Raw genomic sequence first — 26,896 nt, 5'->3', positions numbered from 1 at the left:
GGATGTCTTCGTTGGTGCAAGTGGGTCTAAAGGACTCTAATGCCATACCGGCCTAGGTTAAGTCACAGCTTCCGCCAGACCCTAAAGCCCCCTAGTTGAAAAGCCAGGGGGCTTTTTTTATGTCATTTTTACATCTATTGATTCTTTACTTCAAAAACAACATCTGCAAGTCATTCAGATACTGAATGCCCAGCTCTGATGCTTTCAAAGTGGTGGGGTCTTCATCTAACAAACCTTTTTTCAAGGCCTGTTGAATTGGGCCATTGATGGCGCTGATTTCTAAACCGGTTCTTTCTTTGAACTCATGGGTTGGTACACCATCGATCAACCTCAAGGTATTGAGCATGTATTCAAAAGGTAAATCATCTTTACCTAAGATGCGCTCTTCAATCAGTGCATGACCTTGATTGAATATCTTTTGCATGTAAGTGTCTGGGTGACGCTCATTGGTTTGTCGGGCGATTTGATTGTGAGCAGAAATCTTTCCGTGAGCCCCAGCTCCAATACCAATGTAATCACCAAACTTCCAGTAATTCATATTATGTTGGCAACGATTGCCATTTTTGGCATACGCAGAAATTTCATAGCGCTCATACCCAGCACCATTTAGCTTTTCCATCAAGGCATCGAGCATCTCAAACGCACTGTCATCATCAGGGATGGCCGGCGGATATTTCGCGAACAATGTATTGGGCTCAAGCGTTAGGTGATAAAGAGACAGATGCTGTGTTTTAAATGCCAAGGCTTGCTCTAGATCCTGAATGGCCTCATCCAAGGTTTGATTGGGCAGGGCATACATCAAATCAAGATTGACCTGATCAAAGAGTTCCATGGCTGCATGAATGGCGGCCTTGGCTTGAGCTGAGTCATGGATGCGGCCCAATGCTTTGAGCTTTTCATCATTGAAGCTTTGGATGCCAAGTGAAATACGATTGATGCCACTTTGAGAATAGCTTTTGAATTTTTCGATTTCAAAAGTACCTGGGTTCGCTTCCATCGTGATTTCAGCGTCAGCGTTTACTGGGAGTAGGGCGCGTATATCGGACAACAGTTGATCTAATCCAGCTGAAGAGAGAAGGCTGGGGGTGCCGCCACCGATGAAAATCGAATGTATTCTGCGACCCCAAACTTTGGGAAGCGTGCTCTGTAAATCTAAACGCAGAGCCTCAAGATATCTTTTTTCATCAAAGCCTTGCTTGGCTTCATTTGATTCGTTGGCCTGGTCGGTCTGATGAATCTCAATGACGTTGACCTTTACATCTTTAGCTTCTTTGACGTCTTTGATTTGATGAGAGTTGAAGTCACAGTAGGGACATTTTTTAATGCACCAGGGGATGTGAACGTAAAGAGATAAAGGGGGCAATGATGTCAGCATCTTGCAGTGTCAGAGTGACAGACCGATTTTTTTGTTTAACTTTTTGTTCAATGCTTGAACCAAGATGTTCAGTGCTTGGCCACGATGACTGATTTGATTTTTCTCTTCAGCACTTAATTCAGCGGCTGTTTTACCAAGCGTTGGAATGAAGAACAAAGGATCGTAGCCAAAGCCATGTTCACCTTGTGGAGTTTCCAGGATTTCACCATGCCAGTGACCAACCGCGATCAAGGGCTCTGGATCATCGGCTGAATTGAGGAACACCAAGGTGCAAGTGAAGTGAGCACTTCGTTCTGTGATGCCACTTAATTTTTTAATTAAGAGCGCATTGTTATCAGCATCTGAGGGATCTTTCTTTTGATCACTCAAAGCGAATCTGGCTGATAAGACTCCTGGCAAGCCACCGAGTGCATCAACGCAAATGCCAGAGTCATCTGCAAGAGCGGGTAAGCCACTCAGCTTGCTGGCATGTCTGGCTTTAGCAATGGCATTTTCAACAAAGCTTGGAAAGGGTTCTTCGCAGGATGGGATGCCCAGCAAACCCTGTGGCGTTACTTCAAAGCCAAGGGGGCTGAGTAAAGCGTTAAATTCTCTAACTTTTCCAGAATTGTTGGAAGCTAAGACAATTTTCTTCGAAGACATTATTTTTTTGCTAAAGCTTCTTTTTGAAGTTTCACCAATTCTTTGATGCCACTCTCAGCCAAGTTCAAGAGTTGATCGAGTTCTTTTCTAGAAAACGCTGGACCTTCGGCGGTTCCCTGAACTTCGATGATGCCACCTTGAGCCGTCATCACAACGTTCATGTCTGTGTCGCAGGCAGAGTCTTCGGCATAGTCCAAATCAAGCACAGGAGTACCTTGATAAATACCCACTGAAATAGCCGCCACATGATCTTTGATCGGATCTTGGGTAATGAGTTTCTTTTCTAATAGTTGATTGACGGCATCACGGGCAGCCACAAAAGCCCCGGTGATCGCAGCTGTTCTTGTGCCACCATCGGCTTGAAGGACATCGCAATCCAAATGAATGGTTCTTTCACCCAGCAATTTAAGGTCAAACACGCTGCGCATCGAGCGGCCAATCAGGCGCTGAATTTCTTGGGTTCTACCACTTTGCTTGCCCTTGGCAGCTTCACGATCCCCCCTGGTATGGGTGGCTCTAGGCAACATGCCATATTCCGCGGTGACCCAACCCTCGCCACTGCCTTTTTGGTGAGGAGGCACTTTTTCAAGGATGGACGCCGTGCAAAGCACGTGTGTATCGCCAAATTTCACCAATACAGAGCCTTCTGCGTGCTTGGTAAAGCCTCGGATGATGGCGATTGGGCGAAGATTTTCGGCTTGGCGATTACTAGGGCGTTTGGATATTGTCATGTTAGGACTTTACAATGGATGAATGATAGAAAGTATGACCGGTTTTGGTAGTGCCTCCAGACAATTAGACCTGGGTGGCGGAGTCTATGCAACTGTAGCGGTTGAATGCCGTTCAGTAAATAGTCGTTTCCTAGATTTGAACATACGTTCACCTGAAGAGTGCCGTTCTGCAGAAATGTCTTTGCGAGAGCTGGTCACGAAACAGTTGGGTCGTGGCAAGGTGGAGTTCCGCATCAATGTCCACCGTGAAACAGAAGCCTCCACTCAATCCACAGATTTATTAAATTCAGACAGTCTGAAAAGTCTCAAAGCGCTAGAAGCGGCTGTTTTGAAAGAAATGCCGAATGCGGGAAATATGCGCATGGGTGAAATTTTGCGCTGGCCAGGCGTGATCAACGAAAAGATTGTGGATGACGAGCTCTGGCGCAAACTGACTTTGGAAGCTGCCACAGAGGCTCTGACTGCTCTTAAGAGTAGTCGTCAGGGCGAGGGTAAAGCTTTGCTTGAGATCTTGATGGAGCGCGTGAATGGCATTCGTGCGATTGTTGAGCAATTAAAGCCCTTGATTCCGCAAATCATCGCCGCTCATCAAGCCAAGCTCACTGAGCGCTTGACTGAAATACTCACAGGCATTGATGCGCAAGGTCAGGCTGTGGCAAAAAACGATGTATCAGAACGCATCAAACAAGAAGTTATTTTGTATGGCGTTCGCATTGATGTGGCTGAAGAGCTTGAGCGTCTTAAAACACATTTGGACGCGGTTGAGTCAGCCCTTAAGAAGGGTGGACCGGTTGGCAAGCGTTTGGACTTCTTGATGCAAGAATTGAATCGTGAAGCCAATACCCTGGGATCAAAGTCAGTGTCTCAAGAGAGCAGCAATGCATCGATTGAAGTTAAGTTATTGATTGAGCAAATGCGTGAGCAGGTGCAGAATCTTGAGTAATTTTAGTAATGGTTTAGAGGATGTCTCATGACTTATACCGGTAGCATGTTGATGGTGGTTGCTCCTTCTGGTGCAGGCAAATCCTCTTTGGTCAATGCTTTGCTCAAGCAAGATAAAGATATTGGCCTATCGGTTTCTTTCACCACGCGCGCACCAAGACCTGGTGAAGTGAATGGTCGTGAATACAACTTCCTGAGTGAGGCCGAGTTTTTAGAGCGTAAAGCAGCGGGTGATTTTTTAGAGTGGGCCAAAGTGCACGGCAACTACTACGGCACATCCAAATCTTGGATTGAGTCTCAAATGAAAAATGGCAGAGATGTCATTTTGGAGATTGATTGGCAAGGAGCCCGTCAAGTACAAGCCATCATTCCTGAAGCGATTTGGATTTTTATTTTGCCGCCATCAATACAGGCGCTAGAAGATCGTTTGAAACACCGTGCTCAAGATGATGATGAGACGATTCAAAAACGAGTGGCTGCTGCCAAAGAAGAGTTAACTCATGTGGCTGAAGCCAATTACTTGGTGATCAATGATGATTTTGAAACAGCATTGGCTGAGTTAAACCATGTGGTTTTAGCAAGTCGCTTGCGCAAGAATTCTCAGTTGGTCAGACATCAAAAATTGGCCCAAGAGCTTGGCGCCTCAAACAATCAAAAGTGAACTTTCCACCACTTTTGCCCAAGTGAGTTATCCTTTAGGTATTCCTAGCACTTTTTGAGTTAAACACATGGCCCGTATTACTGTAGAAGATTGTTTGAAAACCATCCCAAATCGATTTGAATTGGTTCTAGCTGCTACCTATCGCGCTCGTCAATTAGCGCAAGGTCATGCTCCTAGAGTGAACGCTAAAGACAAGCCAACCGTGATTGCTTTGCGTGAAGTGGCTGCTGGCGTTACAGATCGAGACATGTTGGTTAAAGTACCTCTATAAGAGGTGACACGGTGGCGCCAAACCCAGATGCCCAAGGCATCCTAGCCGCCATCCTGGAGCAGTCAAGCCGGCATTTATTCGGACCCACGTCCCAGCCGGCTCACCCCCCAAAGCCACAAGTTGTTTCTCTTGCTGGCCTCATCGAAAAAATCTCTCATTTAAAACCTGATGAAATTGCTTTGGTCAAAAAAGCATTTCAATACGCAGACTCTGCTCATCTAGGTCAATATCGCCAAAGTGGCGAGCCTTACATCACTCATCCTTTGGCGGTTGCTGAACTGTGCGCCAGTTGGCGTTTGGATGGCGCATCAATCATGGCCGCCTTATTGCATGATGTGATTGAAGATACGGGTAGTACTCGCCAAGAATTGGTAGAAATCTTCGGTGGCAAAGTCGCTGAATTGGTGGAAGGCTTAACTAAATTAGACAAGCTTGAGTTCCAAAGTCAGGCAGAAGCGCAGGCTGAGAGCTTTAGAAAAATGTTCATGGCCATGGCCAGAGACGTTCGAGTGATTTTGGTGAAATTGGCAGATCGTTTGCACAATATGCGCACCCTCGATGCAACCACTTTGGCCAAGCGCAAAAGAGTCGCCCTTGAAACTGCAGAAATATATTCGCCCATTGCTCATCGCCTTGGTTTGAATTTGGTTTACAGAGAGTTACAAGATTTAAGCTTTAGACATTCATCACCATTCAGATATGCCACTTTGGATAAGGCGATCAAAAAAGCCCGAGGCAATCGCAAAGAAATGGTGGTCAAGATTTTGGACGCCGCGCGCATGACTTTGACCAAGTCAGGGCTTGAGGCTGATTTGCGTGGCAGAGAAAAAACTTTGTACAGCATCTATATGAAGATGCGTCAAAAACATTTAAGCTTCTCTCAAGTATTGGATGTTTACGCTTTCCGCGTGACAGTTAAATCAATTGATGAGTGTTACCGAGCGCTGGGCGTATTGCACGCCTTGTATAAGCCAATGCCAGGTAAATTCAAGGATTACATTGCCATTCCTAAGCTGAATGGCTATCAATCGCTGCACACCACCTTGGTGGGTCCTTTTGGTATGCCTGTTGAGTTTCAGATTCGCACCCAAGACATGCATCGCGTCGCGGAAGAGGGCGTTGCTGCGCATTGGGCATACAAGGATGGTGATGACCATCTCACTGAAATGCAAACCAGAGCGCATCAATGGTTGCAATCATTGGTGGATATTCAAGATAACAGTGGCGACTCTCAAGAATTCCTGGAGCACGTCAAAATCGATTTATTCCCAGACGCGGTTTACGTGTTCACGCCTAAAGGGCAAATCAGAGCCTTACCAAGAGGCGCCACGGCATTGGATTTCGCCTATGCTGTGCACAGTGACTTAGGTAATGAGTGTGTGGGCGCCAAAGTAAACGGCGTGCAGTTGCCATTAAGAACAGAGTTGAAGAACGGCGACATCATCGAAATAAGTTCTGCACCAAATTCACAGCCGAATCCTGTTTGGCTCACATTTGTTAAAACTGGCAAAGCACGTGCAGCTATTCGTCATTACCTTAAAACCAGACGCTACTCAGAAGCGATTCAGTTGGGTGAGCGCTTGTTGTCTCAAGCACTGCGTCAGCAAGGCAGTGATGCTGCTTTGGTCACGGATGACATTTGGGAAAAGTTATTACATTGGACTGGTAGCAAAGGTCGCGAAGAATTGTGTGCTGATATTGCCATGGGCCATCGTGTTCCTGCAGTCATGGCAAAGAGAATTGAACTGATCATTCGTGAAAGCCGCGGCCATTCTGAGCAAATGCGTTTGGACACTGCTGAGTGGGAGACTTCATCTGATGATGTTCCTGAACACAAGCAAGCCATCATGATTGACGGCAACGGCGGTGAGTCAGTGTCTTTCCCAGCTTGTTGTCATGCGATCCCAGGGGACAATATCTTGGGTTATCTTGGTAAGGGCGAAGGTCTACAGATTCATACGCATGAATGTCGTCAAGCTCAACGATTGCATCACCGCGATCCAGATCATTGGGTCGATGTTATTTGGGCGGAAGATATTCAAAGAAGTTTTGATGTGGCCATTCGTGTGGATGTCAAAAATGCCAAAGGTGTCTTGGCACGCATTGCCGGCACATTGACATCAGCTGATGCCAACATTGCTCACGTGGCAATGGATGATCGATTCAGTGAATCTGCTGTGGGTATTCGCTTTGTGATTCAGGTGGAGAGCCGCTATCACTTGGCCAAGGTCATGCGTCGCTTAAGACAGAATCAAGACGTTCTAAAAATCACCCGAGTTTTTGGTAAGTAACTTTTAAGATATCAAGTTCTTTCAAACCCTCAGGGGTTTGTAAATTGACTGTGTCGCCTTCTCTTGCTTTGATAAAAGCTTTGGCAATTGGTGAAATCCAACTGACATGATTTTTCTCCATGTCGACTTCATCAACGCCCACGATCGCAATGGTGGTTTCTTGGCCAGTTTCATCTGCATAACAGACGGTCGCCCCAAAGAAGATTTGATCGGTTTTATCTCTGGCTTCAGGATCGACTACCAAGACATCTTCTAAGCGCTTGGTCAGAAAATAAATACGACGATCGATTTCACGTAAACGCTTTTTACCGTACTGATAATCACCATTTTCAGAGCGATCGCCATTCGATGCTGCCCATGAAACAATTTTGACGATTTCAGGGCGCTCTTCATCCAGAAGATGCAAAAGTTCATCTTTCATGCGCTGGTGACCAGCAGGAGTTATGTAGTTTTTGATTTCCATGGCATAATGTCGGTCTTAATGCGGCTGTAGCTCAGTTGGATAGAGTACTTGGCTACGAACCAAGGGGTCGTGGGTTCAATTCCTGCCAGCCGCACCAAAACAGAAGGGCCTAGTGTAAAGCTAGGCCCTTTTTCATTCAAGCCGGGTTATTTTCTCAAATTAAGAGCCCAGGCCAGGCTTCAAAACATAGCACCTAAAAAATACCTACAAAACACCTACAAAGTATCTTTTTCATCAATTGTTGGGGTCCTTTGTGGCGATGTTGATTTGGCTTTGAATGCCCCTGTAACTGTGTTTAAATATCTCCCGAATATTAAGTATTGAATTAAGTATTGATAAGCATTGATTTAAAAAATGCATTCAATTGGTTTGGGGCATGCGTCAGGAAATTGTTTGAGCATGTCTTTGAGGGAGAGTTGGTTTGCTACGTTCTGTTTTTATCATTGCGCTTGTGAGTGTTTTCATGCCATTCATGGCTCATGCTCAGTCATTCCCGCAAAAACAGATTCGTTTGATCGTGCCTTTTGCTCCTGGCGGTAGTACAGATATCATCGCGCGCGCCATTGCTGATCCTTTGAGCAAAGTTCTTGGCCAGCCTGTGATTGTTGAAAACAAAGCAGGGGCTGGTGGATCCATCGGCGCATTAGACATCATGAGAGGCTCTAAAGATGGTTATGTGATTGGTATGGCAACAGTCTCAACCACCGCTTCGAATCCAGCTGTTAATAAAAAAATTGGTTACGACCCAATCAAAGATTTTCAGGCAATCACTAATATTGCGGCCACGCCTAACGTGATTGCTGTCCATTCAAAATTCACTGCCAAAGACTACAAATCATTTTTAGAGCTCATTAAAAAGAATCCTGGTAAGTACAGTTATTCAACTTCAGGGTCTGGCGGTATTGGGCATTTGCAGACGGAATTATTTAAAAGTTTGACTGGCGCTCAAATAAACCATATTCCCTATCGTGGGGCTGGACCTGCTTTGGTTGATACGGTCTCAGGAAAGGTGCCTATCATTTTTGATAATTTGCCATCTGCTTACCCCTTCATCAAAGACGGTCGTTTGCTGCCATTGGTTGTTGCTGCTCCAAAACGCTTGAGTAGCTTGCCTCATGTACCTACTTTTGCGGAGGTAGGTTTGGCCCCTGTGAATCGCATGGCTTATTATGGTCTCATTGGACCGGCTGGGATGTCAAAAGAAGCTGTGGAAAAGATTCATGCAGGAGTATTAAAGGTTTTGCAAGATGCCTCAGTAAGAAAACGCATTGAAGACACTGGATCACTGATTGTTGCCAATAATCCAGAGCAGTTCGCTGCAGAAATCAAAGCCGAATACGAGATCTACCGAGATGTTGTTGCCAAGCAAGGCCTCACATTAAATTAAGAACCAATAAGCACCAGCAAGCACCATTATTGAGGCTTCCTGCTGATTAGATGACCTTGATCAATCTGGGGTAATGCAAGCTTGCACACTTTTAGTGAACTACCACTATCCTAGTGCCTGAATCACTAATTGACTGATATTGAGTAGCGATGAATCTCCCCCGTTCTTTTAGATCTATTGAATTTGCTTGGCTCTTGGCTGCCTTGGTTGTTTCCGTGGCGTCTTTGAGCAGTGTGGCTTATTTGGCAGATCGTATGCAAAGAGCGTTTGAGAGAGATGCCAAGCAATTGATTGCATCCGATGCCTTGATTCAGAGCGATCAACCCTTGCCGATTCTTTTTCAACAAGAGGCCGTTAAAAAGGGATTGCTGGTGGCTAACACCACAGTCTTCCCCACCATGTCATCGCTTGGATCAAATGCCCGTCTAGTGGCTTTAAAAGCCGTTACAGAGACATATCCTTTAAGGGGTAGCCTCAAGATCTCTAAAGATGCTCTAGACATTAAGGGCGCAAACACACGCGCAACACCATCACAAGGTTCAGTGTGGGTTGAGCCTGCTCTTTTAGCGGGCCTGTCTGGCAAATTAGGTGACCGCATCACTTTGGGGTCGACCAGTTTTGTGATTGAGGCTTTGTTGACTCAAGAGCTTGATAAAGGTGCTGGCTTTTTAAACTTTGCACCACGGGTCATGATGCGGGGTGATGAGTTAAGTAAAACTCAGTTGATTGGCTTTGGTAGTCGAGTGACCTATCGATTTTTAATTGCCGGACAAGAGTCAGCCATCAATGAATTTTTATTGTGGGCTCAAAAAGAAATTGATGCCAAGCAATTAAGGGGCATCAAAATTGAAGGGGTTGATAACAGTCAACCCTTGATGAGAGCAACGCTTGATCGAGCTGAAAAGTTTTTATCACTGGTGGCGATTTTGACGGCCATGGTCGCTGCAGTGGCCATGGCTTTAGCTGCTAAGCGCTATACCAGCAAACAGGCCAACCCAACGGCGATTTGGAAATGCTTAGGCGCTAACAAGCGTCAGGTATTACTCGAGCACTTCAAGGCCAGCATGGTGATTGCACTCTTGGGTGGTGCCATGGGGGCTTTCTTGGGATGGATTGGTCATCAAGGCCTGCTTTTCTTCTTAGGTGATTTATTGGTGGCTGATCTTCCATCAGCATCCATCTGGCCATTGATCTGGTCTTTACTGGTAGCAGTGGTTTTGTTGATCGGATTTGTTTGGCCACCATTGCTTTATTTGAGTGATATCTCACCACTCAAAGTCATTCGTCGAGATATTTCAGTCAGGCATCCAGCGTCATGGCTTCTGATGTTTTTTGGATTGATCAGTTTCTTCGTGTTGCTCTTGAGTGTTGCTAAAGATGTCAAATTAGCTGTTTTAACTTTGGGCGGTTTTTCATTGGCAGCCGGCGTCTTTATTTTGGTCTCTTGGTTGTTGATCAAATTAACTGCCAAGATGGCAGAGCATTCATGGTTAGGTCAGCACGTGGTGCAACGTTTTGTTTGGCAGTCTTTATCCAGACGCTCTTTATTCACTGGTTTGCAAATAGCATCATTGGCCATTGCCATCATGGCGCTATTACTTTTAGCTGTGGTCAGGCAAGATTTGATGAGTGCATGGAAGGGCAGTTCTCCGCCGGATGCACCCAATAGATTTTTGATCAACATTCAGCCAGAACAAAAAGCGGCCATTGAGCAGAAATTATTGAGCGCGGATATTAAGAAAATTGTTTTGTATCCGATGGTGCGAGGTCGTTTAACGCACATCAACGACCAAGTGGTATTGCCGCAAGATTTTGAAGATTCGCGTGCGCAACGATTGGTGGATAGAGAGTTCAATCTTTCATATAGCTCAGAGTTGCCAGATAAAAATAAAGTGACCGCAGGAACCTGGCATGGCAACACTCGAGTGCCAGAAGTATCGATTGAAAAAGGTTTGGCTAAAACACTGTCTTTAAAATTAGGTGACAGCTTGGTGTTCGATATCGCAGGCATACCTGTTAAGGCAAACATCACATCCATCAGAGAGCTTGATTGGGGCAGCATGCGCGTGAACTTCTTTGCGATCTTGCCGCCGCATCTTCTCAGTGAAATGCCTCAAACCTGGATCACGGCTTATAAGCAAGGACCTTTGGTGCCGCAAGTGTTGCCTTTGGATATTTCTGTGGTGGCTCAATTTCCGAATGTGACGGTTGTTGATGTGGAGTCCGCTTTAAATCAAGTACAAGATGTCTTGAATAAATTGTCAGCGGCTGTCGAGTTGCTCTTTGGCTTCACAGTGATTGCTGGCATCTTGGTCTTGGCTGCAGCTTTAGCGTCGACTCAAGATGAGCGCCTCAAGGATGCGGGCTTACTCAAAACCTTGGGGGCCAGTCAGGCTCAAATCAGGCGTGCTTTTTATACCGAGTTGACCGTGATTGGTTTTATTTCAGGGCTATTGGCTTCCTTGGGCGCCATTGGCGTGGGTTGGGCTTTGGCCACACATGTCTTTGAATTCAATTTACCAATCCCATGGATCGTGATTGTGTATGGTGTTGTGTTTGGTGTTTCTGCTTGCGTCTTGGGTGGTCTGTGGTTACAGAGAAAGATTTCTCATACATCGGCCTCAGAAGTGCTCAGAAGTCTTTAATCAAGAATAAAATAGAGATATGTCACAAGAACAAACCACTTATGAATTGATTGGCGGAGCTGAGAAGCTGCGTGAATTGGTCGATCGTTTTTACGATCTGATGGATCTAGAAGAAAGTTATCAGGGGATACGACTCATGCATCCTGCTGATTCAACTTCATCCAGAGAAAAGTTATTCATGTTCTTGAGTGGCTGGATGGGTGGCCCAGATTTATTTGTTCAGCAATACGGACACCCAAGACTCAAGGCCAGACATTTGCCATTCTCAATTGGTATTTCTGAAAGAGATCAGTGGTTGCAGTGCATGCGTCAAGCAATGAAAGAAGTTGGCATCAATGGCATTCTGTTTGAACGCTTGATGCAATCATTCTTTACTACTGCTGACTGGATGAGGAATCGTGCTGGGTAATTGAACCAGACGTGTGCCTGACCAGCGGTCAGGAATCGATTGGCGATTCTTTCTATCTAAGATGGCCGATAGGGGCCACAAAAATAAAGTGATTGAAAAGAAAATAATTGAAACAGATGTGCCCATGCTCATGGATCGGTTCATTTTGATATTAATGAAGAGCAGTAGAGCTGCTGGTATCAACCAGAGTGAGCCAATGGCAAAACGCATCAATGCTTGCGAACGTTTCATGATCGCGCCATCATCATTGACCAACTGAATGCGCCAAGTTTGCATGGCAAGTGTTTGCCCTGTTTTGGTCCAGTACCACATGAAATAAAAAGCCAACACCAGGTACACATGAGCCATCAAGATGGCTGATGGAGCCGTGATCTCAAACAAAACCCCAATGATCAAATGCGGCACTAGAAATGTGAAAGCCAGTACACCAAACAAAACCAACATCTCATAAAGATTCAAAGCAATACGACGCTTGATGGTTGGTGCTGGTAGCGACCTTAGGTAACTGGCGGGAAGAGGGATGAACTGATTGGATTCTTTCACAAACGCTATTTTAGCGTTGGTGAGGTGACTGCGCTTGGTTTACTTGTTTGTGCTCTTTTTTGCGCCAACAACTTTTTATCTTCATCAGATAGTTGTTGGTAACTTTCCCAAGCAGCTGCTTTTTTCTCTGGAGAAATCTTAAGAGTGCGCAAATAATTATCCCGAGCTCTTTGACGTTGTTTGGTGGATAACTCAGCCCATTGGGCCATGCGCGATTGCAGAGTGCTTTGCTCAGTGTCTGACATGGATGGGTAGCGATTCGCCACTTCCACCCATTTTTTTTGACGAGGTGCTGTTAGGCTGGACCAATCTTCTTCGAGTGGAGCTAAGATCAGGCGCTGATCATCATTGAGTGCGGACCAGTTCTGAGCGTTTGCCACCACAGGGTAGAGCAAAAGAATTGCCAGGAAAACAGTGATGTGAGAAATCAAGCAACGACTTAAACAGATATACCGATTTTGGCATTTCATGTTTGTGAAGGAGCGAAAGAATGATGAAAAAGACATGATCAGATCTTTTCTTCTTCCTCATCTTCTTCAACAGCCAAATCTTTGCCATTGGTGATCAAGTATCGAACGAAGCCATCATCTTTGTAGGCATGTGGCGGTACAACGTCGACCAAAATAGCGCTATCCACTTTTGCAATATCAAGGATGCGTTCATCTTGTTGCCAATTTGAAATCAAGACAATGCCAAAGGCCAAAGCCAAGATTGGGGCAGCGCCAAACGCACCCCATGCACGGTTGCGCCAATCTGAACCAGTTGAGTTTGAGTTTTTAAAGCCTTCTCTGACCCAGTTATGAGACCAGAAAGGTTTGCGTTCCTCTAATTTGGCTGCCACAGCAAGTTTTCTGGCATTTTCAAGGCGATTTTTGATATGGGCTGGCAGCTCCGCAGCGGCTTCATTGAGTAAATCACGGGTGAGCAAAGCCACTTGCAACTCTTGATTGCTATCGATTTGAGGGGTTTGATAGTGCTTACTCACAATTTAAATCCTTGTTTTTTAAGGGCTTTCGCCAAATAAGAGCATGCTCGAGAGCAGTGTGTCTTCACGCTACCCTCTGAGCAAGCCATTAATTTGGCTGTTTCAGAAATGCCCAGATCATCCCAATAACGCATGAGGAAGGCTTCTCGTTGACGTGAAGGTAGTTTTGAAATCTCAGTTTCGATGATTTTGATCATTTGTTGACGCTCCAAAATCGTCGCGCCGTCCTCAAAACCAAGATTTTCTTCTGAAGAATCAAGGAACTCCAGAGGGTCGGAGTAATCAGAGTCATCCAAATTATCTTTATTGCCACCCCTCATGGATGAGAAGAGGCTGACCCAGGTATTTTGGGTTTTTTGACGCCTGAACCAGTCCAGGGTTGTATTTTGAAGAATTCGGGTGAAGATCAAGGGCAGTTCTGCAGCATCGCGGTCGCCATACTTCTCAGCCAGTTTCATCATGCTGTCTTGCACAATGTCCAGCGCTGCTTCCTCGTCCCGCGTTGAAAACACGGTACGTTTGAAGGATTTCGCCTCAACTCCCTTGAGGAAGTCGGACAGTTCTTTTGCAGAAGCCATAACCCCTATTAGACAACGCTTCACAAACCCACCCCTAATAAGGAGTTATAGGCTAAAATCCTAGGTTCGACTTGCCGGACCTTTCATAAGATGGTTTTTTCCCGGATTTAAGCGACCGCCACTCGAACCCGAGCCACAAGCACGGAGCCAGAGTAGCCCAAACAATTTTTTGCCGAAAATTGCAAAGGACTATAGAAAATGAATGCAAATAACAACAGCGCGGAACTTTTGAACCCTGCTAGCAACACACAAAACCAAGACGGCCCAGAAATGATTGGCGCCGAAATTTTGGTCCATGCCCTTCATGCTGAAGGTGTGGAATATGTCTGGGGTTACCCAGGCGGTTCAGTTTTATTTATTTACGACGAGATCTTCAAACAAGATAAGTTTGAACATATCTTGGTGCGTCATGAGCAAGCAGCTGTTCACGCTGCTGATGGCTATGCGCGCGCCACAGGTAATGTCGGTGTTGCATTGGTGACCTCAGGTCCTGGTGTGACCAATGCTGTGACAGGCATTGCGACAGCGTACATGGATTCAATCCCAATGGTGATCATCACTGGTAACGTGCCTACGGCTGCGATCGGTGAAGATGCGTTCCAAGAGTGCGACACCGTTGGTATCACTCGTCCAATCGTTAAACATAATTTCTTGGTCAAAGATCCTGCGGATCTTGCTTTGACTTTGAAAAAAGCTTTTCACATTGCCAGAACTGGTCGCCCAGGTCCGGTGGTGGTGGATATTCCCAAAGACGTGTCTTTCCAAAAAGCACGCTTTAACTATCCAGATGAATTGAACATGCGTTCGTACAACCCTGTGAATAAAGGTCACAGTGGTCAGATTCGCAAAGCGATTAGTTTGTTGCTAGAAGCTGAGCGTCCATACATCTACACAGGTGGTGGTGTGATTCTTTCAGATGCAGCACCTGAGCTGAAGCAATTTGCTGACTTGCTTGGTTATCCAGTGACCAATACCTTGATGGGCTTGGGTGGATTCCCTGGCACAGACCCACGTTTCTTGGGTATGTTGGGTATGCACGGTACGTATGAAGCTAACATGACGATGCAACATTGCGATGTATTGATCGCGATCGGCGCTCGTTTTGATGACCGCGTGATTGGTAACCCTGCACACTTTTGCAGCGTACCTAGAAAAATCATTCACATCGACATCGACCCTTCAGTGATTTCAAAGCGCGTGAAGGTGGATGTGCCTATCGTGGGCGATCTCAAAGAAGTATTGGTTGAGATGTCTGCCATGATCAAGGCCGCTGGTCCATTGAAGAACAAAGCTAAGTTGGATGCTTGGTGGTCACAGATCAATGAGTGGCGCAAAAAAGATTGCTTGAGCTTTGACCGTGATTCTGAAATTGTGAAACCACAGTACGTGGTTGAAAAAATTTGGGAACTCACCAAAGGTGATGCCTTCGTTTGTTCAGACGTTGGTCAGCATCAAATGTGGGCTGCGCAATTCTACAAATTTGATAAGCCACGTCGTTGGATCAACTCCGGTGGTCTTGGTACCATGGGTGTTGGCTTGCCATACGCCATGGGTATCAAAAAAGCATTCCCTGACAATGAAGTGGTCACCATCACTGGTGAAGGTTCTATTCAGATGTGTATTCAAGAGTTATCAACTTGCAAGCAATACGACACGCCTATCAAGATTGTTTCTTTGAACAATCGCTATTTGGGCATGGTTCGTCAATGGCAAGAGTTAACTTATAACAAGCGTTACTCAAGTTCTTATATGGATTCATTGCCTGACTTCGTGAAGTTGGCTGAGTCCTATGGTCACGTGGGTATGCGCATTGAGAAGAAATCTGATGTTGAGCCAGCGCTTCGTGAAGCATTCAAAATGAAAGATCGAACTGTGTTCATGGATTTCCAAACAGACCCAACAGAAAACGTTTGGCCGATGGTTCAGGCTGGTAAAGGCATTACTGAAATGCTTTTAGGAAGCGAGGAACTCTGATGCGCCATATTATTTCTATTCTTTTAGAGAACGAGCCGGGCGCGTTGTCACGCGTGGTTGGTTTATTTTCTGCTCGCGGATACAACATTGAAACATTAACAGTGGCTCCTACAGAAGATCCATCTTTGTCACGTATGACGATTGTGACAGTGGGCTCTGAAGACGTCATTGAGCAAATTACCAAGCACTTGAATCGCCTCGTTGAGGTGGTGAAGGTGATTGATTTGACTGATGGTCCTCACATTGAGCGTGAGCTCATGTTGATCAAGGTCAGAGCTGTTGGTAAGGAGCGCGAAGAGATGAAACGCATTACGGACATTTTCCGCGGTCGTATCATTGATGTCAGCGATAAGTCTTACACCATCGAGCTGACTGGAGACAGCAGTAAATTAGATGCATTCATTGAGGCCACAGACCGCAGCGCTATTTTGGAAACAGTCCGAACTGGTTGCTCTGGCGTTGGTCGCGGTGAGCGTATCTTGAAGGTATAACTTTTTAACAAACAACAAACTGAAATTACATAGGAAATAGCATGAAAGTTTTTTACGATAAAGACGCAGACTTATCTTTGATCAAGGGTAAGCAAGTAACAATCATTGGTTACGGTTCACAGGGCCATGCCCACGCTCAGAACTTGAATGATTCTGGTGTGAAAGTAACTGTTGGTTTACGCAAAGGTGGCGCTTCTTGGAATAAAGCTGCGAACGCAGGTTTGCAAGTTAAAGAAGTGGCTGAAGCTGTTAAAGGCGCAGATGTTGTGATGATGTTGTTGCCAGACGAGCAAATCGCTGAGGTGTACAACAAAGAAGTTGCTCCAAATATCAAGGCAGGCGCTGCATTGGCATTTGCTCACGGCTTCAACGTTCACTACGGTCAAGTGATTCCTCGTGCAGACGTGGACGTGATCATGATTGCTCCTAAGGCACCTGGTCACACTGTGCGTGGTACATATTCACAAGGTGGTGGCGTTCCTCATTTGATCGCTGTTCATCAAAACACAACCGGTTCTGCACGTGATGTAGCTTTGTCATATGCAACAGCCAACGGTGGTGGCCGTGCTGGCATCATCGAAACAAACTTCCGTGAAGAAACTGAAACTGACTTGTTCGGTGAGCAGGCTGTTCTTTGTGGTGGCGCAGTTGAATTGATCAAAGCTGGTTTTGAAACTTTGGTTGAAGCTGGTTACGCTCCTGAAATGGCTTACTTCGAGTGCTTGCACGAGTTGAAGTTGATCGTTGACTTGATCTACGAAGGTGGTATCGCCAACATGAACTACTCAATCTCAAACAACGCTGAGTACGGTGAGTATGTAACTGGTCCACGCGTTGTGACTGAAGATACTAAGAATGCAATGCGTCAGTGCTTGAAAGACATTCAAACTGGTGAATATGCAAAGAGCTTCATCTTGGAAAACAAAGCAGGTGCTCCTACATTGATTTCTCGTCGTCGCTTGAACGCTGAGCATGACATCGAAGTGGTTGGTGCTAAGTTGCGCGCAATGATGCCTTGGATTGCTAAGAACAAGCTAGTTGATCAAAGCAAGAACTAAGAGTAGTTGTTAAATAAATAGAAAGATCCAGAAAGAGAGACAGCATGGCAGTTCATTACCCGCACCCAATCATTGCAAAAGAAGGTTGGCCACACGTGGCCATCGCGGGTTTTGTATTGTTCGTGATTCATTCCACCGCAGGGTGGGCATGGTCTTGGCCTTTCTGGATTATTTTTATTTTTGTTGTTCAGTTTTTCAGAGATCCAGGTCGTCTGATTCCTTTGACCAAAGATGCCGTATTGTCCCCAGCGGATGGTCGAGTCATCATTGTTGAAAAATCATTTGATCCATACGCTAATCGTGAAGCACTCAAAATCAGTGTTTTCATGAACGTCTTCAATGTGCACTCTAATCGTTCGTCTGTGAATGGCACGATCAAGCGCATTGAGTATTTCCCAGGTAAGTTTGTGAATGCTGATTTAGATAAAGCATCCACAGAAAATGAACGCAATGCTGTGGTGATTGATGCAAATGGTCAAACCATCACATTGGTTCAAGTGGCCGGCTTAATTGCCCGCAGAATTCTTTGTTACGCTCATTTAGGCGATAAGCTTAAAAAGGGCGAGCGTTATGGTTTTATTCGTTTTGGCTCAAGAGTTGATGTGTATTTGCCTCTGACAGCCGAGCCATTGGTGAGTGTTGGCGATAAAGTATCTGCAACCAGCACGGTACTAGCCAAATTGCCTGGATTGGACTAAAAAGTAGTCTATGACGACATTTCGACGTAGAAAACCAAGATTAACTAAAAATTTACCTAGCAATGTGACGCCTTTGCGTCGCAATGATTGGTCCGGTGCTGATCAAGAGAACCTAGGTCGACCACGTAACCGTGGCATCTATTTATTGCCCAATGCTTTCACAACCGCTAATTTATTTTGCGGTTTCTTTGCCATTGTGCAGGCCATGAACCAACGTTTTGAATTTGCTGCGATTGCGATTTTTGTGGCTTTGGTGATGGATGGCATGGACGGCCGCGTGGCTCGCATGACCAATACCCAAAGTGCTTTTGGTGAGCAGTACGACTCACTCACTGACATGGTTTCTTTTGGTGTCGCACCCGCATTGATTGCTTATGAGTGGGTTTTGAAGGATTTGGGTAAGTGGGGCTGGTTGGCTGCATTTGTTTTCTGTGCAGGAGCTGCCTTGCGCTTGGCACGATTTAATACCAATATCGCTGTGGTTGATAAGCGCTTTTTCCAAGGTTTACCAAGTCCTGCCGCCGCTTCCTTGATTGCAGGTTTTGTTTGGTTGGCTGTGGACAATAAATTACATGTTCAGGAGTTGGCATTGCCATGGGTGATGTTTGCTTTGACCATTTATGCGGGTATCACGATGGTTTCAAATGCCATGTTCTATAGTGGTAAAGCATTGGATGTGCGCTACAGAGCTCCCTTTGGTGTCATGATTTTGGTGATCTTGGGCTTTGTTTTGGTATCAAGCGATCCACCGGTTGCATTGTTTGGTTTATTTGTGGCTTATGCCATCTCGGGCTATGTTTTTTGGGTATGGCAAAAAATTGTCTTGCGCAAGAAAAAAGCTTCAGATATGCTTTCTGACAATTAATTCATTTTTTGTGTATATTAGAGTTTATGAATACAAGCTTGTCACTGCTGCTACTTTTAGGACTAGGTCAAAACCTGGGGTCGGTGCACGCTTAAACACTTAGAGTCAAAGCAAACAACACGAACCCCAGTCCTACTGGGGTTTTTTATTTAGTAAATTTTGTAAGTTCGGGAGCAAGTCATGACAGATAAATTGATTATTTTTGATACCACTTTGAGAGATGGTGAGCAGTCACCTGGTGCTTCAATGACCAAAGATGAAAAGGTCAGAATTGCAAGACAGCTTGAGCGTCTTCGTGTGGACGTGATCGAGGCAGGCTTTGCGGCGAGTTCTGATGGAGACTTTGCGGCGATCAATGCGATTGCTCAAGTCATCAAGGATTCAACTGTTTGCTCTTTGGCCCGCGCCAATGAAAAGGACATCGGCCGAGCTGCTGATGCCTTGAAGGGTGCTAACTCTAAGCGTATTCATACATTCATTGCGACATCGCCATTGCACATGGAAAAGAAGTTGCGCATGACGCCCGATCAAGTGTTTGAACAAGCCAAGGCTGCTGTGCGCTTTGCGCGTAATCACACCAACGATATTGAGTTTTCACCAGAAGACGGTTATCGCTCTGAAGTCGATTTCTTGTGCCGCGTGCTTGAAGCCGTGATCAAAGAAGGTGCTACAACCATCAACGTTCCTGACACAGTGGGTTATGCAGTTCCTGAGCTTTATGGCAACTTCATCAAGACTTTGCGTGAGCGCATCCCGAATTCGGATAAAGCCATTTGGTCTGTGCATTGCCACAATGACTTGGGCATGGGCGTTGCTAACTCATTGGCAGGTGTGAAGATTGGTGGAGCTCGTCAAATTGAATGCACCATCAATGGTTTGGGTGAGCGCGCCGGTAACACTTCTTTAGAAGAAGTTGTGATGGCGATCAAGACCCGCAAAGATTACTATGATTTGTCAGTGGGCATTGATACGACTCAAATCGTGCCAGCCTCTAAGATGGTTTCTCAAATCACCGGTTTTGTGGTGCAACCGAATAAAGCGGTGGTTGGAGCCAATGCCTTTGCTCATGCCTCAGGTATTCACCAAGATGGCGTTTTGAAGGCTCGTGATACCTACGAGATCATGCGCGCAGAAGATGTGGGTTGGGCAGCCAATAAGATCGTTTTGGGTAAATTGTCTGGCCGAAATGCATTTAAACAGCGTTTGCAAGAATTGGGTATCGAGTTGGAGTCTGAGGCAGAAATGAACGATGCCTTCTCTCGATTCAAGACCTTGGCTGACCAAAAAGCCGAGATTTTTGATGAAGATATCACTGCAATTGTGGGCAATAATGCTGAAGAGGCTAGTGACCACTATCGTTTTATCTCAATGTCACAAAGGTCTGAGACTGGGGAGCGTCCATTTGCCAAGGTTATTTTCAAATCTGGCAAAGAAGAGTTCGCATCCGAAGCTGAAGGCAATGGCCCGGTCGATGCAACCTTGAATGCGATCGAATCAAAGGTCAAAAGTGGTGCTGAGCAATTGTTGTACTCGGTCAATGCGATCACGACTGGCACTGAGTCTCAGGGTGAAGTCACGGTGCGTCTTGCCAAGGGTGGCCGGATTGTTAATGGCGTTGGCACAGATCCGGACATTGTGGCCGCTTCAGCCAAGGCTTATTTGGCAGCTTTGAACAAGTTATACGACCCCGCTCAACAGAAATTGAACGCTCAGATGGCTGTTTAAGGTCAAATAGGCTATAATTTCGGCACTTTCTGGGAATTTCCCAAAAAGTGCCGAAGTCTTTGATTTCTTTAATAAGTAATAAAAGAACCAAAAGCTTCTGGGTTTTTTCAACAATTCGCACGACATATCGGGTCAGAGACCAATATTTATTGAATCTCAAGCTCGTTTGTTCGCAAGTATGGAGTTTAAAAATGGCTATTCTTACAGCTGATAAAGCCGTTATTGTTAAAGATAACGCACGTGCAGCAAATGACACTGGCAGTCCTGAAGTTCAAGTTGCTTTGTTAACTGCTCGCATCAATGATTTAACACCTCACTTCAAAGCAAATGCTAAAGATCACCACAGCCGTCGTGGCTTGTTGAAGATGGTTAGCCGTCGCCGTCGTTTGCTCGACTATTTGAAGTCAAAAGATTTTGATCGTTATCGCGCTTTGATTGATAAGCTCGGTCTACGTAAGTAATTCCGACAATGCCTGCCTCAGTTTGACTTAGGCAGGCATTATCGTTTTGAGCGGTCGGTGGCTGCTCGTAGTACAGGACCCGTGTCATTCCAAAGACAGGTTAACTCTTCTCTCTAAGCCTTTCTTTGGAATGGCATCCTTACTCCGCAAAGCCCCTAATTGCTCCAGTGCTGCCATAGCGCTGATTTTCTATGGCAAATGTTGATTGGAGATATACATAAATGACGATGTTTAATAAAGTAGTAAAAAGTTTTCAATGGGGTTCACACACTGTTCGTATGGAAACTGGTGAGATCGCTCGCCAAGCAGGTGGTGCAGTTTTAGTTGATGTGGATGACACAGTTATTTTGGCAACAGTGGTTGGTGCAAAAAATGCCAAGCCAGGTCAAAACTTCTTCCCGCTCACAGTTGATTATTTAGAGAAGACATACGCTGCAGGTAAGATTCCTGGTGGCTTCTTCCGTCGTGAAGGTCGTCCTTCAGAAGGCGAAACACTGATTTCTCGTTTGATCGATCGTCCATTGCGTCCTTTGTTCCCAGAAGGTTTCTTGAACGAAGTGCAAGTGGTGATTCATGTGGTATCGATCAACCCAGACGTACCAGCAGACATTCCTGCATTGATTGGTGCTTCAGCAGCTTTGGCTGTTTCAGGCATTCCATTCAATGGCCCAGTGGGCGCCGCTCGCGTGGGTTACAAAGATGGTCAATACATGTTGAACCCAACACGCACTGAGCAAGCAACTAGCCAATTAGATTTGATCGTTGCTGGTACTCAATCTGCTGTGTTGATGGTTGAATCTGAAGCGTATCAATTGTCTGAAGAGATCATGTTGGGCGCGGTTGTTTATGGTCATGAGCAAATGCAAACAGCGATCAATGCGATCAATGATTTAGTGCGCGAAGGCGGTAAGCCTGAGTGGGATTGGCAAGCAGCTCCTAAGAACGAGCCCATGATTGCTAAAGTCACTGCCTTGGCTGAAGCTGGTTTGCGTGAAGCGTATCAAATTCGTCAAAAGCAAGCTCGTTCAACTAAGTTGAAAGAAGTGACAAAAGATGTGATGGCCAAGTTGGCTGAAGATGGTGAATTTGATGAAGTTGAAGCTGGCAACATCATGTTTGACATCGAAGCAAAGATTGTTCGTAGTCAAGTATTGAACGGTGAGCCACGCATTGACGGTCGTGATACACGCACTGTTCGTCCAATTGAGATTCGCACAGGCGTATTGCCACGCACTCATGGTTCAGCATTGTTCACTCGTGGTGAGACACAAGGTTTGGTGGTTGCAACTTTGGGTACAGCACGCGATGAGCAAATCATTGATGCCTTAGAAGGTGAGCAACGTGATCGTTTCATGTTCCACTACAACATGCCTCCGTTTGCTACTGGCGAAACAGGTCGTGTAGGCAGTCCAAAGCGCCGCGAAATCGGTCACGGTCGTTTAGCTAAGCGTGCTTTGATTCCAGTATTGCCAAGCGCAGAAGAGTTTGCTTATAGCTTGCGCGTTGTTTCAGAAATCACTGAATCAAACGGTTCATCTTCAATGGCTTCTGTTTGTGGCGGCTGTTTAGCGATGATGGATGCTGGTGTTCCTGTTAAAGCCCACGTGGCTGGTGTTGCGATGGGCTTGATTTTGGATGGCAATCGTTTCGCTGTTTTGACAGACATCTTGGGTGATGAAGATCACTTGGGCGACATGGACTTTAAAGTAGCTGGTACATCAAACGGTATCACTGCATTGCAGATGGATATCAAAGTACAAGGTATTACAAAAGAGATCATGCAGGTTGCTTTAGCTCAAGCTAAAGAAGGCCGTTTGCACATTTTGAGCAAGATGCAAGAATCTATGAGTGGTGTTCGCACAGAGTTATCTGAGCACGCTCCACGCATGGTGACAATCAAGATTCATCCAGACAAGATCCGTGAAGTGATCGGTAAGGGTGGCGCAACAATCCAGGCTTTGACAAAAGAAACTGGTACTAGCATTGATATCACTGATGATGGTGTTGTAACTATTGCTTCAACAAGTGCTGAAGGCATGGAAGAAGCCAAGCGTCGTATTGAAGGCATCACAGCTGAAGCTGAAGTAGGTAAGATCTACGAAGGTCCAGTAGTGAAGTTGCTAGAGTTCGGTGCTTTGATCAATATTCTTCCAGGTAAAGATGGTTTGTTGCATATTTCAGAAATCGCCAATGAGCGTGTGAAAGATGTGAAAGACTACTTGCAAGAAGGTCAAGTTGTGCGCGTGAAGTTGTTGGCTGCTGATGAGCGTGGACGTTTGCGTTTGTCATTGAAGGCTGCGTGTGCGGACGAAGGAACAAGCATTGCTCCTTTGAACGGCGCTGCTCCTCAAGCTGATGCTGCACCTGCAGACCAAGCTGAACAACAGCAATAAGCTCATTTAAAGTAAGTGAGCTAAGACGGCATGCGTGCTGTTGAAATCAGCCAATATGGTGGCCCTGAAGTTTTAAAGGCGGTGGTGAGACCTGATTTGGTCTTACCGCTTCCTGGTTCTGGTGAAGTTCTAATCAGAGTCAGAGCTGCAGGGGTCAACCGTCCTGATGTTCTCCAGCGTCAAGGTTTTTATCCTGTCCCTCCAGGCGGTACAGATTTACCTGGTTTGGAATTAGCAGGTGAAATCATCGGCGGTGACATGGCTCACCCTGATAATTTTTTTAGTTTTGAAGTGGGTAGTCGAGTTTGTGCCTTGGTGGTTGGTGGTGCCTATGCTGAATATTGCATCGCTCCGTTAGCGCAATGCTTGCCAGCACCCAAAGGTTTGTCAGATGTTGAGGCAGCGAGTATTCCAGAAACATTTTTCACGGTTTGGAGCAATGTCTTTGATCGTGGTCGTTTGGGTTTGGATGGTCGAGGCAAAGAAACTCTCTTGGTTCATGGTGGCAGCAGTGGCATTGGGGTTACAGCCATACAGTTGGTGACCGCTTTGGGTCACGATGTGCTTGTGACTGTGGGCAGTGATGAGAAAGCCAAAGCTTGTAAAGAGCTTGGTGCTGTATTAGCGGTGAACTATCGCACCCAAGACTTTGTTGAAGAAGTTAAATCTTTTACAAATGGCAAAGGTGCCAACGTTGTTTTAGATATGGTTGCAGGTCCTTACTTAGGAAGAAACATTAACTGCTTGTCTGATGATGGTCGAATTGTGATCATCGCTAGTCAGGGCGGTAAAATTTCCGAGGTGGATGTTGGTCAAGTTTTACGCAGACGTTTGACCATCACTGGATCGACCTTGAGGCCCAGATCTATTGACTTCAAGGGCGCTATTGCAAGGTCATTAAGAGCACATGTTTGGCCATTGCTGGAGTCTAAAAAGATCAGACCGGTGATACATGAAGTGTTTGAATTAGAAGGTGCTGCCAAGGCCCATCAATTGATGGAATCAAGTCAGCACATTGGTAAGATAGTGTTAACTGTTTAATTGAATGAGACTTTAATGAGACCCTTGACCATCATTGGTAACTGGAAGATGAATGGCAGCATGGCTGCTAATCAGCAACTCATTCAAGAATTATTGAGTGACCAAGATTTTTTAAAAAATCTGCAAGGTATGCGCGCAGGTTTGTGTGTGCCATACCCTTATTTATCGCAAGTCAGTCAGTTGTTGGCTAATTCACCGCTTGCTTGTGGTGCCCAAGATGTTTCTGATCATCCTAATGGTGCTTACACCGGTGATGTCAGCGCAAAAATGTTACAAGAGTTTGCCTGTCAGTATGTGATTGTTGGTCACTCTGAGCGCCGTCAATATCATCAAGAAGGTGATGGCCTGGTGGCCAGAAAAGCTAAAGCTTGTTTGCAAGCCAATATCACCCCCATCATTTGCGTGGGTGAGACCGAGTCTGAGTACGATGATGGCAAAACGTTGACTGTGGTGCGCCGTCAATTACAGGCTGTTTTAGACCTGCTACAAGGTCAAATTGAAGCTTGCATCATTGCATACGAGCCTGTTTGGGCGATTGGCACTGGAAAAGTGCCTACTCCGGCCCAGGCCCAGGATGTGCACAGAGAATTGCGTTTGCAGTTAGCTAAATTTGACGATACAGCGGCCTCAAAAGTGGCCATTTTGTATGGCGGCAGCTTAAAGCCTGATAATGCTAAAGATTTGTTGGCGATGCCAGATATTGATGGTGGTTTGGTGGGTGGTGCATCGTTGAATGCAAAAGATTTTTTGGCTTTATGCCAAGCATGTAAATAAATTTGTTTTTGGAGACTTAGATGGAATTGTTAAAGACTATATTGGTTGTGTTGCAAATCATTTCTGCAGTGGGTGTGATTGCATTGGTTCTCATTCAGCAGGGTAAGGGCGCCGATATGGGCGCAGCCTTTGGTGGTGGTTCTTCAGGCGGCTTGTTTGGCGCTGCAGGTTCAGCCAACTTCTTGTCTCGTGTGACAGCTGTTTTGGCCACAATATTTTTCTTGTCTACTTTGGGTATTACCTTATTTGGTTCAACCAAGTCACAAAACGCAGGTGTTTTATCAGGCACCAGCGCTCCTGTGGCAGTCCCAGCTGCTGAAGTTCCAGCGCCAGCAACAGCTGCGCCAGGTTCACCAGTTGCTCCTGTGACCGGAACTGGTCAAAGTGTTCCAAAATAAGAACCCGTTAATTGTTTGAAGCGCCTCTAGAAATGTGGCAATAAGCTAAAATCTAGAGGCTTTAGCGTATGCCGTCGTGGTGGAATTGGTAGACACGCTATCTTGAGGTGGTAGTGGCGTAAGCTGTGCGAGTTCGAGTCTCGCCGACGGCACCAAATTTGGGGGATTGCAGTTTGTCAGTATGCTGCAAGACCAGTTAGTGAAAATATGTAAGTGTTGTTTTAGTTACGAATTGGAACACTCTTGAACTTAGAAGCTTATTTTCCCGTTTTACTATTCATCCTGGTGGGGATTGGTGTTGGTCTCGTGCCCATGGGCCTAGGTAAATTGCTCGGAGCGAACAAGCCCGACGCTGAAAAAATCTCCCCTTACGAGTGCGGATTTGACGCATATGAAGATGCGCGCATGAAATTCGATGTGCGTTACTACTTGATCGCCATTCTTTTTATCCTATTCGATCTAGAAACAGCATTTTTATTCCCTTGGGGCGTGGCTTTGTCTGAAATTGGTTGGCCTGGCTACGTATCGATGCTGATTTTTTTGTTGGAATTCGTGATTGGTTTTGCCTACATCTGGAAGAAGGGCGCCCTTAACTGGGAGTGACGATAAAACATGGCTATTGAAGGTATCTTAAAAGAAGGTTTTGTCACAACATCGGCTGATAAGCTCATTAACTGGACGAGAACAGGTTCTCTTTGGCCGATGACTTTTGGTTTGGCCTGTTGTGCGGTTGAAATGATGCACGCCGGTGCATCACGTTATGACTTGGACCGTTTTGGTGTTGTGTTCAGACCATCACCGCGTCAATCTGATTTGATGATCGTTGCTGGTACTTTGTGTAACAAGATGGCACCAGCTTTGCGCAAGGTGTATGACCAGATGCCTGAGCCACGTTGGGTGATCTCGATGGGATCATGCGCTAACGGCGGTGGTTACTACCATTACTCTTATTCTGTGGTTCGCGGTTGCGACCGCATCGTTCCTGTGGATGTTTATGTTCCTGGGTGTCCTCCAACTGCTGAAGCTTTGATGTACGGCATCATTCAATTGCAAGCCAAGATCAAGCGCACCAGCACGATTGCGAGAAAGGCCTGA

29 protein-coding genes and 2 tRNA genes are annotated in these 26,896 nt (G+C 45.7%); 23 read left to right on the top strand and 8 right to left on the bottom strand.

Features of this window, described 5'->3' with window-relative positions:
* Window positions 1-145: 145 nt before the first annotated feature.
* The 3 genes from hemW to rph are packed head-to-tail and all read right to left on the bottom strand — an operon-like array spanning window position 146 to window position 2,748.
* A complete protein-coding gene (gene hemW / locus GQ367_RS06540) occupies window positions 146-1,375 on the bottom strand; it encodes a radical SAM family heme chaperone HemW (protein ID WP_215290092.1) in 1,230 nt (409 codons plus the stop codon).
* 9 nt (window positions 1,376-1,384) lie between these two features.
* A complete protein-coding gene (gene rdgB / locus GQ367_RS06535; RefSeq protein WP_215290090.1) occupies window positions 1,385-2,017 on the bottom strand; it encodes an RdgB/HAM1 family non-canonical purine NTP pyrophosphatase in 633 nt (210 codons plus the stop codon).
* Window positions 2,017-2,748 (bottom strand): ribonuclease PH, encoded by a 732-nt coding sequence (gene rph / locus GQ367_RS06530; protein WP_215290088.1) that lies wholly within the window; start codon window positions 2,746-2,748, stop codon window positions 2,017-2,019. The genes rdgB and rph overlap by 1 nt, the downstream gene beginning before the upstream one ends.
* A gap of 22 nt (window positions 2,749-2,770) precedes the next feature.
* On the opposite strand from rph, the gene GQ367_RS06525 reads away from it, so the two are divergent.
* From GQ367_RS06525 to GQ367_RS06510, 4 genes are all read left to right on the top strand, one after another.
* Window positions 2,771-3,691, top strand: a complete 921-nt coding sequence (locus GQ367_RS06525) for a YicC/YloC family endoribonuclease (protein WP_215290086.1) — start codon at window positions 2,771-2,773, stop codon at window positions 3,689-3,691.
* Between the two features lie 27 nt (window positions 3,692-3,718).
* Window positions 3,719-4,351: a guanylate kinase gene (gene gmk, locus GQ367_RS06520; RefSeq protein ID WP_215290085.1), complete on the top strand. Its 633-nt coding sequence runs from the start codon at window positions 3,719-3,721 to the stop codon at window positions 4,349-4,351.
* Window positions 4,352-4,418: 67 nt separating this feature from the next.
* Complete coding sequence (gene rpoZ / locus GQ367_RS06515; RefSeq protein WP_088813555.1) at window positions 4,419-4,622, top strand: DNA-directed RNA polymerase subunit omega; 204 nt, start codon at window positions 4,419-4,421, stop codon at window positions 4,620-4,622.
* A complete protein-coding gene (locus GQ367_RS06510) occupies window positions 4,619-6,913 on the top strand; it encodes a bifunctional (p)ppGpp synthetase/guanosine-3',5'-bis(diphosphate) 3'-pyrophosphohydrolase (RefSeq protein ID WP_215291913.1) in 2,295 nt (764 codons plus the stop codon). Before rpoZ ends, GQ367_RS06510 begins: the two co-directional genes overlap by 4 nt.
* On the opposite strand, the gene greB is transcribed toward GQ367_RS06510, so the two are convergent.
* Entirely contained in the window at window positions 6,891-7,376 is a 486-nt protein-coding gene (gene greB / locus GQ367_RS06505; protein WP_215290083.1) for a transcription elongation factor GreB, read from the bottom strand. The two genes, GQ367_RS06510 and greB, sit on opposite strands and share 23 nt — an antisense overlap.
* 20 nt (window positions 7,377-7,396) lie before the next feature.
* Here greB and GQ367_RS06500 point away from each other — a divergent pair.
* From GQ367_RS06500 to GQ367_RS06480, 5 genes are all read left to right on the top strand, one after another.
* Window positions 7,397-7,473 (top strand) — tRNA-Arg (locus GQ367_RS06500).
* Entirely contained in the window at window positions 7,446-7,700 is a 255-nt protein-coding gene (locus GQ367_RS06495) for a hypothetical protein (protein ID WP_215290081.1), read from the top strand. Before GQ367_RS06500 ends, GQ367_RS06495 begins: the two co-directional genes overlap by 28 nt.
* A 139-nt stretch (window positions 7,701-7,839) precedes the next feature.
* Entirely contained in the window at window positions 7,840-8,763 is a 924-nt protein-coding gene (locus GQ367_RS06490) for a tripartite tricarboxylate transporter substrate binding protein BugE (protein ID WP_215291912.1), read from the top strand.
* Window positions 8,764-8,912: 149 nt separating this feature from the next.
* Window positions 8,913-11,408 carry an ABC transporter permease gene (locus tag GQ367_RS06485; RefSeq protein WP_215290079.1) on the top strand — a complete coding sequence of 832 codons (2,496 nt, stop codon included), beginning with the start codon at window positions 8,913-8,915 and terminating at the stop codon, window positions 11,406-11,408.
* 19 nt (window positions 11,409-11,427) lie between these two features.
* Window positions 11,428-11,817, top strand: coding sequence for a group II truncated hemoglobin (locus tag GQ367_RS06480; protein ID WP_215290077.1), 390 nt, complete (start codon window positions 11,428-11,430; stop codon window positions 11,815-11,817).
* Here the strand turns inward: GQ367_RS06480 and GQ367_RS06475 are convergent.
* The 4 genes from GQ367_RS06475 to GQ367_RS06460 are packed head-to-tail and all read right to left on the bottom strand — an operon-like array spanning window position 11,773 to window position 13,923.
* Window positions 11,773-12,360 carry an RDD family protein gene (locus tag GQ367_RS06475; RefSeq protein ID WP_251370141.1) on the bottom strand — a complete coding sequence of 196 codons (588 nt, stop codon included), beginning with the start codon at window positions 12,358-12,360 and terminating at the stop codon, window positions 11,773-11,775. The two genes, GQ367_RS06480 and GQ367_RS06475, sit on opposite strands and share 45 nt — an antisense overlap.
* 5 nt (window positions 12,361-12,365) lie before the next feature.
* Window positions 12,366-12,866, bottom strand: coding sequence for a DUF3106 domain-containing protein (locus tag GQ367_RS06470; protein WP_215290075.1), 501 nt, complete (start codon window positions 12,864-12,866; stop codon window positions 12,366-12,368).
* A gap of 2 nt (window positions 12,867-12,868) precedes the next feature.
* On the bottom strand, window positions 12,869-13,345 hold the full coding sequence (locus GQ367_RS06465) for a DUF3619 family protein (RefSeq protein WP_215290073.1): 477 nt from the start codon (window positions 13,343-13,345) through the stop codon (window positions 12,869-12,871).
* A complete protein-coding gene (locus GQ367_RS06460; protein WP_215290071.1) occupies window positions 13,342-13,923 on the bottom strand; it encodes an RNA polymerase sigma factor in 582 nt (193 codons plus the stop codon). The genes GQ367_RS06465 and GQ367_RS06460 overlap by 4 nt, the downstream gene beginning before the upstream one ends.
* Before the next feature lie 198 nt (window positions 13,924-14,121).
* Here GQ367_RS06460 and GQ367_RS06455 point away from each other — a divergent pair, with 198 nt between their 5' ends.
* The 14 genes from GQ367_RS06455 (at window position 14,122) to GQ367_RS06390 (ending at window position 26,896) form a co-directional block, all read left to right on the top strand.
* Window positions 14,122-15,897, top strand: coding sequence for an acetolactate synthase 3 catalytic subunit (locus GQ367_RS06455; protein WP_215290069.1), 1,776 nt, complete (start codon window positions 14,122-14,124; stop codon window positions 15,895-15,897).
* Window positions 15,897-16,388: an acetolactate synthase small subunit gene (gene ilvN, locus GQ367_RS06450; RefSeq protein ID WP_089516373.1), complete on the top strand. Its 492-nt coding sequence runs from the start codon at window positions 15,897-15,899 to the stop codon at window positions 16,386-16,388. Before GQ367_RS06455 ends, ilvN begins: the two co-directional genes overlap by 1 nt.
* Window positions 16,389-16,429: 41 nt before the next feature.
* Window positions 16,430-17,446 (top strand): ketol-acid reductoisomerase, encoded by a 1,017-nt coding sequence (gene ilvC, locus GQ367_RS06445; RefSeq protein WP_215290067.1) that lies wholly within the window; start codon window positions 16,430-16,432, stop codon window positions 17,444-17,446.
* Between the two features lie 44 nt (window positions 17,447-17,490).
* Window positions 17,491-18,144, top strand: a complete 654-nt coding sequence (locus tag GQ367_RS06440) for a phosphatidylserine decarboxylase (protein WP_215290065.1) — start codon at window positions 17,491-17,493, stop codon at window positions 18,142-18,144.
* Window positions 18,145-18,154: 10 nt separating this feature from the next.
* A complete protein-coding gene (gene pssA / locus GQ367_RS06435) occupies window positions 18,155-19,009 on the top strand; it encodes a CDP-diacylglycerol--serine O-phosphatidyltransferase (protein ID WP_215290063.1) in 855 nt (284 codons plus the stop codon).
* Window positions 19,010-19,189: 180 nt separating this feature from the next.
* Entirely contained in the window at window positions 19,190-20,734 is a 1,545-nt protein-coding gene (locus GQ367_RS06430; protein WP_215290062.1) for a 2-isopropylmalate synthase, read from the top strand.
* 191 nt (window positions 20,735-20,925) lie between these two features.
* Window positions 20,926-21,195 carry a 30S ribosomal protein S15 gene (gene rpsO, locus GQ367_RS06425; RefSeq protein ID WP_215290060.1) on the top strand — a complete coding sequence of 90 codons (270 nt, stop codon included), beginning with the start codon at window positions 20,926-20,928 and terminating at the stop codon, window positions 21,193-21,195.
* A gap of 221 nt (window positions 21,196-21,416) precedes the next feature.
* Window positions 21,417-23,588 carry a polyribonucleotide nucleotidyltransferase gene (gene pnp / locus GQ367_RS06420; RefSeq protein ID WP_215290058.1) on the top strand — a complete coding sequence of 724 codons (2,172 nt, stop codon included), beginning with the start codon at window positions 21,417-21,419 and terminating at the stop codon, window positions 23,586-23,588.
* 30 nt (window positions 23,589-23,618) lie between these two features.
* Window positions 23,619-24,629 (top strand): NAD(P)H-quinone oxidoreductase, encoded by a 1,011-nt coding sequence (locus GQ367_RS06415; protein ID WP_215290056.1) that lies wholly within the window; start codon window positions 23,619-23,621, stop codon window positions 24,627-24,629.
* Window positions 24,630-24,644: 15 nt separating this feature from the next.
* Window positions 24,645-25,403 carry a triose-phosphate isomerase gene (gene tpiA, locus GQ367_RS06410; protein ID WP_215290054.1) on the top strand — a complete coding sequence of 253 codons (759 nt, stop codon included), beginning with the start codon at window positions 24,645-24,647 and terminating at the stop codon, window positions 25,401-25,403.
* A gap of 20 nt (window positions 25,404-25,423) precedes the next feature.
* Window positions 25,424-25,801, top strand: a complete 378-nt coding sequence (secG, locus tag GQ367_RS06405) for a preprotein translocase subunit SecG (RefSeq protein ID WP_215290052.1) — start codon at window positions 25,424-25,426, stop codon at window positions 25,799-25,801.
* A 70-nt stretch (window positions 25,802-25,871) separates the two neighbouring features.
* Window positions 25,872-25,956: transfer RNA gene (locus tag GQ367_RS06400), tRNA-Leu, on the top strand.
* Window positions 25,957-26,044: 88 nt separating this feature from the next.
* Window positions 26,045-26,404 carry an NADH-quinone oxidoreductase subunit A gene (locus GQ367_RS06395; RefSeq protein ID WP_215290050.1) on the top strand — a complete coding sequence of 120 codons (360 nt, stop codon included), beginning with the start codon at window positions 26,045-26,047 and terminating at the stop codon, window positions 26,402-26,404.
* Between the two features lie 9 nt (window positions 26,405-26,413).
* Entirely contained in the window at window positions 26,414-26,896 is a 483-nt protein-coding gene (locus GQ367_RS06390) for an NADH-quinone oxidoreductase subunit B family protein (RefSeq protein WP_089516355.1), read from the top strand.

Origin of the sequence: Polynucleobacter sp. MWH-CaK5, from assembly GCF_018687615.1 — a bacterium.
In the GTDB taxonomy this organism is placed as follows: Bacteria; Pseudomonadota; Gammaproteobacteria; order Burkholderiales; family Burkholderiaceae; genus Polynucleobacter.
The sequence above is the reverse complement of the archived record's forward strand: the minus strand, read 5'-3'. Positions and strand labels throughout refer to the sequence as shown.

What these genes read in the sequence shown, in the direction of transcription:
- GQ367_RS06390 (WP_089516355.1), top strand. Translation starts at nt 26,414, where the DNA reads ATGGCTATTGAAGGTATCTTAAAAGAAGGTTTTGTCACAACATCGGCT.
- GQ367_RS06455 (WP_215290069.1), top strand. Translation starts at nt 14,122, where the DNA reads ATGAATGCAAATAACAACAGCGCGGAACTTTTGAACCCTGCTAGCAAC.
- ilvN (WP_089516373.1), top strand. Translation starts at nt 15,897, where the DNA reads ATGCGCCATATTATTTCTATTCTTTTAGAGAACGAGCCGGGCGCGTTG.
- tpiA (WP_215290054.1), top strand. Translation starts at nt 24,645, where the DNA reads ATGAGACCCTTGACCATCATTGGTAACTGGAAGATGAATGGCAGCATG.
- GQ367_RS06490 (WP_215291912.1), top strand. Translation starts at nt 7,840, where the DNA reads ATGCCATTCATGGCTCATGCTCAGTCATTCCCGCAAAAACAGATTCGT.
- pssA (WP_215290063.1), top strand. Translation starts at nt 18,155, where the DNA reads ATGACGACATTTCGACGTAGAAAACCAAGATTAACTAAAAATTTACCT.
- rpsO (WP_215290060.1), top strand. Translation starts at nt 20,926, where the DNA reads ATGGCTATTCTTACAGCTGATAAAGCCGTTATTGTTAAAGATAACGCA.
- hemW (WP_215290092.1), bottom strand. Translation starts at nt 1,375, where the DNA reads ATGCTGACATCATTGCCCCCTTTATCTCTTTACGTTCACATCCCCTGG.
- secG (WP_215290052.1), top strand. Translation starts at nt 25,424, where the DNA reads ATGGAATTGTTAAAGACTATATTGGTTGTGTTGCAAATCATTTCTGCA.
- GQ367_RS06440 (WP_215290065.1), top strand. Translation starts at nt 17,491, where the DNA reads ATGGCAGTTCATTACCCGCACCCAATCATTGCAAAAGAAGGTTGGCCA.
- GQ367_RS06430 (WP_215290062.1), top strand. Translation starts at nt 19,190, where the DNA reads ATGACAGATAAATTGATTATTTTTGATACCACTTTGAGAGATGGTGAG.
- pnp (WP_215290058.1), top strand. Translation starts at nt 21,417, where the DNA reads ATGACGATGTTTAATAAAGTAGTAAAAAGTTTTCAATGGGGTTCACAC.
- rpoZ (WP_088813555.1), top strand. Translation starts at nt 4,419, where the DNA reads ATGGCCCGTATTACTGTAGAAGATTGTTTGAAAACCATCCCAAATCGA.
- greB (WP_215290083.1), bottom strand. Translation starts at nt 7,376, where the DNA reads ATGGAAATCAAAAACTACATAACTCCTGCTGGTCACCAGCGCATGAAA.
- rph (WP_215290088.1), bottom strand. Translation starts at nt 2,748, where the DNA reads ATGACAATATCCAAACGCCCTAGTAATCGCCAAGCCGAAAATCTTCGC.
- GQ367_RS06470 (WP_215290075.1), bottom strand. Translation starts at nt 12,866, where the DNA reads ATGTCTTTTTCATCATTCTTTCGCTCCTTCACAAACATGAAATGCCAA.
- gmk (WP_215290085.1), top strand. Translation starts at nt 3,719, where the DNA reads ATGACTTATACCGGTAGCATGTTGATGGTGGTTGCTCCTTCTGGTGCA.
- GQ367_RS06460 (WP_215290071.1), bottom strand. Translation starts at nt 13,923, where the DNA reads ATGGCTTCTGCAAAAGAACTGTCCGACTTCCTCAAGGGAGTTGAGGCG.
- GQ367_RS06415 (WP_215290056.1), top strand. Translation starts at nt 23,619, where the DNA reads ATGCGTGCTGTTGAAATCAGCCAATATGGTGGCCCTGAAGTTTTAAAG.
- ilvC (WP_215290067.1), top strand. Translation starts at nt 16,430, where the DNA reads ATGAAAGTTTTTTACGATAAAGACGCAGACTTATCTTTGATCAAGGGT.
- GQ367_RS06485 (WP_215290079.1), top strand. Translation starts at nt 8,913, where the DNA reads ATGAATCTCCCCCGTTCTTTTAGATCTATTGAATTTGCTTGGCTCTTG.
- GQ367_RS06480 (WP_215290077.1), top strand. Translation starts at nt 11,428, where the DNA reads ATGTCACAAGAACAAACCACTTATGAATTGATTGGCGGAGCTGAGAAG.
- rdgB (WP_215290090.1), bottom strand. Translation starts at nt 2,017, where the DNA reads ATGTCTTCGAAGAAAATTGTCTTAGCTTCCAACAATTCTGGAAAAGTT.
- GQ367_RS06525 (WP_215290086.1), top strand. Translation starts at nt 2,771, where the DNA reads ATGATAGAAAGTATGACCGGTTTTGGTAGTGCCTCCAGACAATTAGAC.